The 10723-nt window shown below is 67.1% G+C and carries 9 protein-coding genes and 1 pseudogene; 5 read left to right on the forward strand and 5 right to left on the reverse strand.

The window, feature by feature from the left end; all coding sequences use genetic code 11:
- The first annotated feature begins 42 nt into the window (after window positions 1-42).
- The gene (locus M0765_RS26935; protein WP_124958177.1) at window positions 43-708 is read left to right on the forward strand and encodes a response regulator transcription factor; all 666 of its coding nucleotides are present in this window, start codon (window positions 43-45) and stop codon (window positions 706-708) included.
- Window positions 705-2114 (forward strand): sensor histidine kinase, encoded by a 1410-nt coding sequence (locus M0765_RS26940; RefSeq protein ID WP_258507371.1) that lies wholly within the window; start codon window positions 705-707, stop codon window positions 2112-2114. Before M0765_RS26935 ends, M0765_RS26940 begins: the two co-directional genes overlap by 4 nt.
- Here M0765_RS26940 and M0765_RS26945 read toward each other — a convergent pair.
- The 4 genes and pseudogenes from M0765_RS26945 to M0765_RS26960 all read right to left on the reverse strand — a co-directional run bounded on the left by M0765_RS26945 (window position 2102) and on the right by M0765_RS26960 (window position 5651).
- On the reverse strand, window positions 2102-2917 hold the full coding sequence (locus M0765_RS26945; protein ID WP_258507373.1) for a MipA/OmpV family protein: 816 nt from the start codon (window positions 2915-2917) through the stop codon (window positions 2102-2104). The two genes, M0765_RS26940 and M0765_RS26945, sit on opposite strands and share 13 nt — an antisense overlap.
- Before the next feature lie 142 nt (window positions 2918-3059).
- On the reverse strand, window positions 3060-3950 hold the full coding sequence (locus M0765_RS26950) for an alpha/beta fold hydrolase (RefSeq protein ID WP_258507374.1): 891 nt from the start codon (window positions 3948-3950) through the stop codon (window positions 3060-3062).
- A 28-nt stretch (window positions 3951-3978) separates the two neighbouring features.
- Window positions 3979-4807, reverse strand: a pseudogene (locus M0765_RS26955) (DODA-type extradiol aromatic ring-opening family dioxygenase).
- Between the two features lie 58 nt (window positions 4808-4865).
- The gene (locus M0765_RS26960; RefSeq protein ID WP_258507375.1) at window positions 4866-5651 is read right to left on the reverse strand and encodes a helix-turn-helix transcriptional regulator; all 786 of its coding nucleotides are present in this window, start codon (window positions 5649-5651) and stop codon (window positions 4866-4868) included.
- A gap of 168 nt (window positions 5652-5819) precedes the next feature.
- Here M0765_RS26960 and M0765_RS26965 point away from each other — a divergent pair, with 168 nt between their 5' ends.
- Window positions 5820-6977 carry a helix-turn-helix transcriptional regulator gene (locus M0765_RS26965; RefSeq protein WP_258507376.1) on the forward strand — a complete coding sequence of 386 codons (1158 nt, stop codon included), beginning with the start codon at window positions 5820-5822 and terminating at the stop codon, window positions 6975-6977.
- A 692-nt stretch (window positions 6978-7669) separates the two neighbouring features.
- On the forward strand, window positions 7670-9532 hold the full coding sequence (locus M0765_RS26970; protein WP_258507381.1) for an ABC transporter ATP-binding protein: 1863 nt from the start codon (window positions 7670-7672) through the stop codon (window positions 9530-9532).
- A 6-nt stretch (window positions 9533-9538) separates the two neighbouring features.
- Here M0765_RS26970 and M0765_RS26975 read toward each other — a convergent pair whose 3' ends face one another.
- Window positions 9539-9967: a VOC family protein gene (locus tag M0765_RS26975; RefSeq protein ID WP_258507383.1), complete on the reverse strand. Its 429-nt coding sequence runs from the start codon at window positions 9965-9967 to the stop codon at window positions 9539-9541.
- A gap of 73 nt (window positions 9968-10040) precedes the next feature.
- Here M0765_RS26975 and M0765_RS26980 point away from each other — a divergent pair, with 73 nt between their 5' ends.
- The gene (locus M0765_RS26980) at window positions 10041-10661 is read left to right on the forward strand and encodes a TetR/AcrR family transcriptional regulator (RefSeq protein ID WP_258507385.1); all 621 of its coding nucleotides are present in this window, start codon (window positions 10041-10043) and stop codon (window positions 10659-10661) included.
- The last annotated feature ends 62 nt before the right edge of the window (window positions 10662-10723 follow it).

Raw genomic sequence — 10723 nt, forward strand, 5'->3', positions numbered from 1 at the left:
CATCATCCGCACTGCTTTTCACGCGCCATACCCACGCCCCCAATGCACCTGCTCCTGGTCGAAGACGATGCCATGCTGGGAGAGGCGGTGTGCGACGGCGCGCGCCAGGGCGGCTGGACCATTGACCATGTCTGCGATGCGCCCGCGGCCCGGCTCGCGCTCATCGACCATGCCTACGCCGCCGTGCTGCTCGACATCGGGCTGCCGGGCGAGTCGGGGCTCTCGGTGCTGCGCGCGATGCGCGGCCGCTACGACCCCACGCCCGTGCTGATGCTGACTGCGCGCGGCCAGCTCAGCGAGCGCATCCACGGGCTCGACGCGGGCGCCGACGACTACATCGTCAAGCCCTTCCAGTTCGACGAGCTCTGGGCGCGCGTGCGCTCGGTGATCCGGCGCAGCCAGGGCCGCGTGATCCCGGTGTTTTCGCACGGCGACATCGAGGTCGACCGCAGCCGCCGCGTGGTGTCGAAGGCCGGCGTCGAGGTGACGCTGAGCGCGCACGAATACCGCACGCTGCTGGCGCTGCTCGAGCGGCCCGGCCACGTGGTCACGCGCGACCATCTGCAGGACGCCGTCTACGGCAACGCGAGCGCGGTCGAGAGCAACACCATCGCGGTGTTTATTCACCAGCTGCGCCGCAAGCTCGGCGACGACCTGATCCGGACCGTGCACGGGCACGGCTACGTGGTGGGCCAGCCGCGTCCATGAGACTGAACTCGCTGCAGGCGCGGATGATCATGGTGATCGCCGCGACCATCGCGCTGTGCTGGGCGGTGGCGCTCGCGGTGCTGTTCGTCTATCTCACGCACAACAGGAACAGCATCTGGGACGACAAGCTCCAGACCATCGCCACGCGCATCCTGCTGACCATTCCCGGCGAAGACAAGCTCAAGGGGCTGCGGCCGCGCGCCAACGGCCTGCAGCTGCGCGATGAAGCGCTGCCCGAGAGCGAGGCGCTCGCGTTCCAGATCTGGCTCGACGACGACCGCCTGCTCGTGCGCTCGCCCGGCGCGCCCGACACCCCGCTGCGGCCAGGCTTCGCCGGAGGCGCGGCCACCAGCGTGATCGGGGGCGCGCGATGGCGCGTCTACTCCGTCTCGGACAAGACCGGCCGCGTGCATGTGCAGGTGGGCAATCTGCACAGCGTGGTCGACGCCGAGCTGCGCGGGGATGCGATGACCGCGCTGGTCATCAACACGCTGTTGCTGTTGCTCGTGGGGGCGCTGATGTGGTTTGTGGTACGCCGTTCGCTCAAGCCGGTGCTGGCACTGGGCGAGCAGATGCGCCAGCGGCGCAGCTTCGACCTCACGCCGCTGTCTCCGGCGCCGCTGCCGCGCGAACTGCATCCGCTTGTGGTCTCCTTCAACCATGCGCTGCGGCAGCTCGACGAGGCGGTCGAGGGCGAGCGCCGCTTCATCGGCGACGCGGCGCACGAGCTGCGCACGCCGCTCTCGGCGCTGCAGGCGCAGGCCCAGATCGCGCTGCGCGCGCCCACTGCAGCAGAGAAGGACATCGCACTCGCCAAGCTGCTCGCCGTGGCCGAGCGCAGCACGCGCCTGTCGGAGCAGCTGCTCGATCTGGCGCGCCTCAATGCGGGCGCCAACGCGCCGCAGCATGCGCCGGCCGACCTGGGCGCGCTGGTGATGCACGTGGCGAACGAGTTCGACGTGCATGCGCTCCAGCACGCGCGCACCATCCTGCTCGATGCGCAGCCGTGCACCATCCGCTGCGACATCGACGAGATCGGCATCCTGCTGCGCAACCTGGTGGACAACGCGCTGCGCTACACGCCCAAGGGCGGGCGCGTGCGCGTGAGCTGCGGCCAGGAACCGGGCACGGCGCCGCCGCAGCAGCGGTGTGTCTACCTCGAAGTGGCCGACGACGGACCCGGCGTGCCCGCGTCGGAGCGCGCAGCCATCTTCAAGCGCTTTCACCGCGTGGCCGGGGCACCTTCGCGCGGCAGCGGCATCGGGTTGTCGCTGGTGGCGGGCATCGCCGAGGTGCACCGCGCAACCATCGAGACCGGCGCCGGGCTCGACGGCCAGGGCCTCGGCATTCGCGTGGTGTTTCCGCCGACGGACTCCGCCGGGGCTTTTGTGCCTCAGAACCTGTAGAGGTAGCCAACTCGCACGCCGGTCTGGCTCGACCGGCCGACCAGCGGGCTGTTCTTGATGCCGCTGCCGAGGCTGGTGCCGCTGACGTCCAGGAAGATTGTCTGCTTGGGCGCGACGGCGTAGTCCACGCGCAGGCCCAACTCGACGTTCGCGGCGGATTCGCCGTCGTACTGGGCGCGGTCCGCGCGCGATTCCGCTGCGCGCACGCCGTAGTAGTAGTCCACATACTTGCGATCGGCCCACTGCACCGCGACCCGCGGCGTGAAGCTGAAGGCACCCGAAGTGAAGCGACGATCGACCTGCAGCTTGACCCGTGTTCCCTTGCTGTGCCCGGAAGCGTCGGCCAGCAGCTCGGTCGACAGGTTGGCGAACTCGTTGCGCCAGATTGCCGCACCGCCGAGCCAGATGCTGGCCTTGCGCTCGTCCATGCCGGTCAGGTAGGGGGAGTCTTCGGCCTCGTAGCCGTCGGACGTGTATCGCGCGCGCAGCCGGAAGGACACCGGGCCAGCGGAAGGAAGCTTCAGGTCGAGGCTCGGGCCCGCAACGCTGACCCACCGGTTCTCGTAGGTGACCATTGGAATGACGACCCCCTTGTCGTCGAATTCTCGGTAGGGCTTGCGGTCCATTCCCGCTGCAATGCCAAGGCCCCACTGGGAGCCCCCGGCCTGGAATTTCTCTTCGTCGGACTGTGCCCATGCGGGCGGCATGCAGGTGGCGGAGACCACGCCAACGGCAACTGCCGTGAAGGCCAGGCGGCCATGAAAACGGGGGCCTCGGGCGGCAAGGCGGGTTTGCTTCTTCATCAGGATCCTCAGGGTGAAAAGTCGAAGGTTCGAAGCGGCACAGCCGCCTCGCCGCCGGATGCTGACCCTGAGGCTTTAATAACTCTTTAGACTTTTTAAGATTCGATGAATGCGCACGAAGCAGGTGCGAGGCTGCGAGCGCTCAGCCCAGAAAGCGCAGCAGCAGCCGGTTGAACTCATCGGCGCGCTCGTACTGCGCCCAGTGCCCTGCCCCGTCGATCACCACGCCTTCGCGCTGCGGCTGCCCGGCCGTGAGTTGCGCCACCAGCGGTCGCGGATCGGCGGTGACGTCGTACTCGCCCCACAGCAGCAGTTGCGGCCCGCCGATGGTGTCGAGCGCGGCCTGCAGCCCTCCCGCCTGCGATACCTCCTTGCTGCGAAAACGCGTGCCGTGGCAGGAGATGTCGTGAATCTCGAAAGCCAGCGCATCGATGGCGGCCTTGTCGTGCAGCATGAGCGCGGCCAGGTTGTGCAGCAGCGCGGCGCGTTCTTCCTCACGATTCGGTGCGGCACGCCAGTTGATCATCTGCGCCGCCATGCGCCGCATCGTGCCGTGGCCTCCGCTGCCCACGAGCACCAGGCGCCGGATGGCACCGCGACGCACGGCAAACCGCGCTGCGGTGAGCCCGCCGAAGGAGAAACCGCCCAGGTCGATCGGCGTGCCGGCGCCGATCAGCTGGTCGAGCGATCCACCCAGCGCATCGAGCAAGGGCCCGAGCGGGTCTTCGCCGGGCGCTGCATGAGGCGGCGCATCCGAATCGTTGAAGCCGGGCATGTCGGGCAACCACAGCGTGCGGCCGGCCGAAAGTGCTTCGACATTGCGCAGCCAGTGCATCCAGCTGCCGTGGCCGCCGTGCAGCAGCACCAGCGGCGGATTGGGGCTTTCTTCTTCAGCGCCGAAGCGACGCCAGCAGACGCGGATGCCGCCGTGCACCACGTCATGGCGCGTGCCGGTGGCGGCGATGCGTTCGATGAGCAGGCGGGCTTCGCTGCTCGAGCCTGGAGTGGAATTCGAATCGGGGATGGAAGGCATCGCCCGATTCTGCCAACTGGCGGTTCTTCTAGCTGGCGGCCGCGCCAAAACGGTAGCTCGACACCACGAGCCCGCCCATGAAGTCGTCTTCGTGATAGATGCGTTCGCCCGCTTCCTGCTCGGCCGCGCCGACCGCCACCATGAGCGGAATCAGGTGTTCCTCGCGCGGATGCGCCATGCGGGCCGACGGGGCCGAAGCCCACTCTTGCAGCCGCTGCACGCTCCTGCGGCGCCGCCTGCACAGCGGTGTCGTCGAGCCAGTCGCCAAACGCCTTCGAAACGCCGTGCGCCTGCGGGCCGAAGTTGCGCAGGTTGTGATAGCTGAGGCCGCTGCCGACGATGAGCACGTTTTCATCCCGCAACGGCCCAAGCGCGCGGCCGAGCGCCAGGTGCTCCGCCGGGTCGAGCCCGCGCTTGAGCGACAGCTGCACCACCGGCACGCTGGCGTCGGGGTACATGGCCGCCATGGGCGAGAACATGCCGTGGTCGAAGCCGCGCTCGGGGTCGATGGCCGCTGGCAGCCCGGCCGCAGTCAGGAGCGACTGCACGCGCTGAGCGAGCTGGGGCGAGCCGGGCGCGTCGTAGCGCACTTCATACGTGTGCGCGGGAAAGCCGCCGTAGTCGTAGATCATCGGCGGGCGCGGGTTGCCCTGCACGGTGAAGACCGGTGCCTCCCAATGGGCCGACACCATGAGGATGGCGCCGGGCGTGCGGCCGATCTGGCGCGGCATGTCGGCCAGCGAGGCGGCCAGCTGGTCATAGACGCCGCCCATCTCTTTCTTCATCCAGGGCCAGGGGCCGCCGCCATGCGAGATGAAATACGTGGGCAGGCGGGAGGTGTTGTCGTCGTGGGTCAAGCCGATGCTCCTTGAAAGCGTTGCATCGACTTTAGCTGCAGCTATCGATCTATGTGGATCAGCGGGCTTCGGGCAGGCGCCCGAGCCAGAGGGATGTCAGCGCCGCCCGGTTATGCACGCCGAACTTGGCATAGATCGACTTCACGTGGATGTGCGTCGTATTCGGGCTTTGGCCCAGATTGGCTGCAATCACTTTCTCCGCCCTTCCCTCGAGCAGCCCCAGCAAGACCTTGCGCTCCGTTGCGGTGAGCGGCGCGTTCGCGATGAGGAGCCCGTGGCTGAGCAATTGCTGGCGATAGAACCACCGCAGCCCGCGAAGCGCCAGGCCGAAAGGCTTCTTGTCCGCCGATGAGAACCGCGGACTTTCCGTGCTCCGGAAAATGAAAAGATGCACCCGCACATCGGCGTTGATCGCGCAGCGCATCGACATGCTGTCCGCGTGCCCGACGTCCAGGTAGTGGCGCTGGTAGTGGGGTCCGTCGAACCACTCGGGAGGCAGCGCTTCAAACAGCAACTGTGTGCGGAACGGTTCCTCGCCGGCCACCGCAAGGATCTGAGAGAGGTCGATAGACGGCGACCACAAGGTGTCGAACTGCTCCTGCACCGAGGCGGCCATCGTCGGCAAGGGCCGCAGGAGCCGGACGTACAGCGGACGCCAGCCGTTCAGCGCGTCGCCCACCGCGGGGCTTGGCAGCCGCACGACCACTGACCAGAGCGCGTTGTGCGCGCCGAAGATCGAACACAGGCTGCCGAGCAGGTGCTCCAGCGCTTCATCGCCATCGCCGATGGGGTAGTTCGCGAGCTTGTCCCACAGCGCGTAGATCTGCTCGGTGCAATCGGGCATCGAAGGCTGTGCGGCGGGCTCAACTCCTGCGTTCAATTGATCACCTGTTTAGGTTATTACGCGACGCAGCCCGCCTGCCTACGATTCGTCGATGAATCGGCCCCGCATCGTATGGCATTTGACGGACCTTGTGCCCCTGGTGCGGGCGTGGTGTAGGTACCCTGTGCAATGACGGCCCCGGAACAGATTCCCGCCGCCGAGCTGTCGGAGCTGATCGGTGCGATCTACGACTGTTCCCTCGATCCGCAGCGGTGGGCTGCAACATGCGAAATGATCGCGCAGCGTTGTGACAGCGCTGCGGGCGGCATTTGCGTGCACGACCTGAAGCAGACCCAGAACGACCAGTTGTACGTCTTCGGCTATGAGCCGGAATTTCTGCAGAAGCTCGGCGCCAGGTACGCCGAGAGCCCGATGGCCGCGGCGGACGTCCTCTCGAACCTGGGGGAAGTGAGCGCGCTGTCGATGGAGCGTTTCCATCTGCATGACAGCTGCTTCTACCGCGAGGTGCTGCAGCCGCACGGCGTGCTCGACATCATGTGGTTTCCGGCGCTGCGCACCGGCGGGCGCATGGCGTCGCTGCACGCGTCGCGCGGCGACAAGTCGCTGCACTACCAGCAGAGCGACCTTGCCCTGTTCAAGTTCCTTGCGCCGCATGTCTGCCGTGCCCTGGCGATTTCCGATGCGCTGGACATCCAGGTGATGAATTCCGAGGTGCTGAAAAAGACCCTCGACGGACTGGCGGCCGGCGTGTTCCTGGCGGCACGCGACGGCCACGTTGTGTACATGAACACCGCCGCGGAGCGACAGGTCAGGTCGGGCACGGCAATGCGACTGGTCGACAACCGGTTGTCCCCGGTGTATCCGGCGGCTCGTGCCGCGCTGACACAGGCGATCCAGGATTCAGGCCGCGAGGGTGCCGACATGCACGCCATGGATCATGCGATCGGAATCCCCGATGGAACCGGCGGGGGCTACGTCGCCACCTTGCTGCCCATTGCCGATGGCCGGCGCGCCGGCGTCCTCGCACCATTCGCGGCGAGTGTTGCCGTGTTCATGCAAGACCCCGTGCAGCCGCCGCTGATGCCAGGGGAGGCATTCGGACGGCTGCATGGGCTCACCGGCGGCGAACTGCGCGTGCTCATGGCGCTGTCGCAAGGCCTCGGCGGCACCGAGGCCGCCGGCATGCTGGGCGTGGGCGAACCGACCATTCGCACCCACCTGCAGAGGATCTATTCCAAGACCGGGACGTCCAGGCAAGGGGACCTGCTGCGCCTGCTGCACCACTCGACACCTCCGACGCGGCACCAGACGCGCCTGGCGGATTGAGCGGCCTCGGATGGCCTTGGCAGGAGGCCTGACGCGAACGATGTATGCCGCCGCGTCATCGCTTCCGATGACGCGGCGGCTGCGGTGGACGCCTACGCTCGCGCACCAATATCTACAACAAGAGGGTTTGCCATGTTCGACCGCACCGTTCGGCGCCTGTCCGCAGCAAAACGCGCAATCATGCTTCGGCTCTCAAAGCGGTCGCAGCTCATCGGATCCTTCGCCACAGGGGCGGTGGTTTCCGGCGCTCTCCTGACCTTTGCGATGAACAGCCCGGCCGTCGGCGTCACGCCACCGACCGAACCGGCACCTGCAGCCGCGGCAGCCCGTTCAGTGCCGCGGCGCAGTCCAGACTCGACCTGCTGCGCAACCAGGCGGCGAGCGGCGACGAATTTTCGAACTGGGCACTCTCCAATGCCCTGCTGGACAAGTTCGACTCGACCGGCGACTCGGACGACCTCTACGAGGCCATGCTTTGGGTCGACAGGCGTGCGGACATGTACGCCAACCAGGAACTGGCGGCGCGCGTCGTCGGCCGCTACTGCGGGCACCGCGTGGTGCGCTGGCACTGGTTCTGTGTTCTGGGCGAATGACACCGGCCACTGCAGAGCGCAACGTCGTAACGCACCCTTTCGGGGCAAGGAACGCCGCCCCGGGATAAAGTCGCAGCTTCTCCCTGGAGACTGCACGCCTTGTTCCGTTTTTTCGAAAAACTCCTCCACCCCTATCCCGCTGCCGAACCGGCGCTTCCCCCGACGGGCTTCTTCGCCTTCTTGTGGGCCTGCACGCAGGGCCTGCGTCTCAAGATGGCCGCCATGGCGGTGCTTACCGCGGCCATTTCCACCTTCGAGGCGCTGCTGTTCGCCGTGCTCGGGCGCGTGGTCGACTGGCTCGGCGGCCAGGTGCCTTCGCGGCTGTGGGCAGACCGCGGCGACACGCTGATGTGGCTGGCCGCGCTGCTGGTCATCAGCATCGGCGTGGTCGCGCTGCAAACCATCGTCAAGCACCAGACGCTGGCGGTGAACCTGCCGATGCGCCTGCGCTGGAACTTTCACCGGCTGATGCTGGGCCAGAGCATGGCCTTCTACCAGGACGAATTTGCGGGCCGCATCACGGCCAAGGTGATGCAGACCGCGCTCGCGGTGCGCGACACCCTCTTTGTGCTGGCCGACGTGGTGGTGGCCATGGGCGTGTACGTGGTGACCATCATCGTGCTGGTGAGCGTGCTCGACGTGCAGCTGGTGCTGCCGTTCATCGTCTGGCTGGTTCTGTATGCGGTGTCGCTGATGTACTTTGTGCCGCGCCTGGGCAAGGTGGGCAAGGCGCAGGCCGATGCGCGGGCGCTGATGACCGGCCGCGTGACCGACGCCTACACCAACATCGCCACCGTCAAGCTGTTCTCGCACACGCAGCGCGAAGCCGGCTTTGCGCGCGAAGCCATGCGCGAGTTCATGTACACGGGCTATGGGCAGATGCGGCTGGTGAGCGCCTTCGAAATCGTCAACCACACGCTCAGCATGGGCCTGACCGCCGGCATGGCCGGCACGGCGCTGTGGCTGTGGTCGAACGGCACCGTGGGCGTGGGTGCCGTGGCCGCGGCCACCGCCATGGCACTGCGCCTGCAAGGCATGTCGCACTGGATCATGTGGGAGATGACCAGCCTGTTCGAGAACATCGGCACCGTGCAGGACGGCATGAAGACGCTGTCGCGCCCACGCATCGTGCTGGACGCACCCGATGCCGGCGTGCTCCATGTGCCGCGCGGCGAGGTGCGCTTCGAGCATGCGAGCTTCCGCTATGCCGATGCGGGCCGCCGCGTCATCGACGACCTGAACCTGGTTGTGAAGCCGGGCGAAAAGATCGGCCTGGTCGGCCGCTCGGGCGCGGGCAAGTCGACGCTGGTCAACCTGCTGCTGCGCTTTCATGACCTGGAAAGCGGCCGCATCCTGATCGACGGGCAGGACATTGCCCACGTGACGCAGGATTCGCTGCGCAGCCACATCGGCATGGTCACGCAGGACACGTCGCTCATGCACCGTTCGGTCGCCGACAACATCGCCTATGGCCGGCCCGACGCCACGCAGGAGCAGATCGAGGCCGCCGCCAAGCGTGCCGAAGCGCACGAATTCATCCAGACGCTGGGCGACGCCACCGGCCGGCGCGGCTACGAGGCGCACGTGGGCGAACGCGGCGTGAAGCTGTCGGGCGGGCAGCGCCAGCGCGTGGCCATTGCGCGGGTGATGCTGAAGGACGCGCCGATCCTGCTGCTCGACGAGGCCACCAGCGCGCTCGACTCCGAGGTGGAAACCGCCATCCAGCAAAGCCTGTACCGGCTGATGGAAGGCAAGACCGTGATTGCCATTGCGCACCGCCTCTCGACCATTGCGGCGATGGACCGGCTCATCGTGCTCGACGAAGGCCGCGTGGTGGAAGAAGGCGACCACCGCTCGCTCATGGCGCAAGGCGGGCTGTACGCGCGACTGTGGGCGCACCAGAGCGGCGGCTTCCTGGGCGATTCGCTCGACGAAGACGAAGGCGAAGCGCTGCGGGCGTAGCCGGCTTCAGGTGGGCAACGCGCCGGCCTCGTATTGCGCCGCGAACTCGGCGCTCGGCGGAATCGGCTTGACGATGTCGATCAGCACGCCGTTCGGGTCGCTGGTAATGAAGTGGCGCTGGCCGAAGTCCTCGTCGCGCAGCGGCAGAAGAATCGGCAGGCCGGCCGCGGCGAGCCGGTCGTGAACGGCATCGGGATCGTCCACCTCGAAGTTGAGCAGCAGCCCGCCCGCCACTTGGCCGCGCGCGGGTGCGGGAATGGTTTCGTGCCGGCCGTCGAGCACAGCAAGGTTCACCGATGGATGTCCTGCCAGCTGCAGGTGCACGTACCACTCGCTGGTGAACAGCGGCGTGAAGCCGAAATGCGCCTGGTAGAAGCCGGCGGTTCCGGCCACGTCGTTGGTCATGATCACCGGGTAGTAGCTTGTCACTTTCATGGCGTCCATCCTTTCAATTAACATACAGCCTGCATGTAAGTTGAATATTAATCTACAGACAGCCTGTATGTAAATGCCTAAATCACTCGCCGACGCTCAATCCAGAACCAATCGCGAACGCACGGAAGCCACGCGCCTTGCGCTCATCGACGCTGCGCGCGCACTGTTCGTCAGCAAGGGCTACGGGGACACCTCGACGCCCGAGATCGCTGTTGCCGCCGGTATCACCCGTGGCGCGCTGTACCACCACTTTGCGGACAAGCGCGACCTGTTCAGGCAGGTGCTGGTGCGCGAAGCCGAAACCGTGGCCGCCGAGATCGAAGCGGCCACGCCAGGGCAGATGACGCCGCGCGACGCCCTGTTGGAAGGAAGCAAGGCCTACCTGAGTGCGATGAGCGTGCCGGGCCGAACGCGGCTGCTGCTCATCGAAGGCCCCGCCGTGCTGGGCCTGGAAGAACTCACGGCCATCGACGAAGCGACCTCGGCCGGCTCGCTGCGCCAGGGGCTGGAAAAAGCCGGCCTGGGCAAGGGAGAAGTCTCGCTCGACGCCCTCTCCCGGCTGCTCTCCGCAGCCTTCGACCGGGCCGCACTCGAGATGGATGCAGGCGCCGACGCGCAAGAAATCCGTTCGGCAATGCGCTGGCTGCTGGAGCAGGCGCTGGGCCCCGAGCCGCGCCGCAAGCCCGCGGCTTGAGGCTGCGCCGGCGGGGCACATGCGCTCGCCCGGGTCTTGGCGAGTCCTACAGCACAGGCCGC

Source organism: Variovorax sp. S12S4 (assembly GCF_023195515.1).
In the GTDB taxonomy this organism is placed as follows: domain Bacteria; phylum Pseudomonadota; class Gammaproteobacteria; order Burkholderiales; family Burkholderiaceae_C; genus Variovorax.

Bases quoted from the DNA above. Each gene is read 5' to 3' on its own strand.
- M0765_RS26935 (WP_124958177.1), top strand. From the start codon at position 43: ATGCACCTGCTCCTGGTCGAAGACGATGCCATGCTGGGAGAGGCGGTG.
- M0765_RS26940 (WP_258507371.1), top strand. From the start codon at position 705: ATGAGACTGAACTCGCTGCAGGCGCGGATGATCATGGTGATCGCCGCG.
- M0765_RS26945 (WP_258507373.1), bottom strand. From the start codon at position 2,917: ATGAAGAAGCAAACCCGCCTTGCCGCCCGAGGCCCCCGTTTTCATGGC.
- M0765_RS26950 (WP_258507374.1), bottom strand. From the start codon at position 3,950: ATGCCTTCCATCCCCGATTCGAATTCCACTCCAGGCTCGAGCAGCGAA.
- M0765_RS26960 (WP_258507375.1), bottom strand. From the start codon at position 5,651: ATGCCCGATTGCACCGAGCAGATCTACGCGCTGTGGGACAAGCTCGCG.
- M0765_RS26965 (WP_258507376.1), top strand. From the start codon at position 5,820: ATGACGGCCCCGGAACAGATTCCCGCCGCCGAGCTGTCGGAGCTGATC.
- M0765_RS26975 (WP_258507383.1), bottom strand. From the start codon at position 9,967: ATGAAAGTGACAAGCTACTACCCGGTGATCATGACCAACGACGTGGCC.
- M0765_RS26980 (WP_258507385.1), top strand. From the start codon at position 10,041: ATGCCTAAATCACTCGCCGACGCTCAATCCAGAACCAATCGCGAACGC.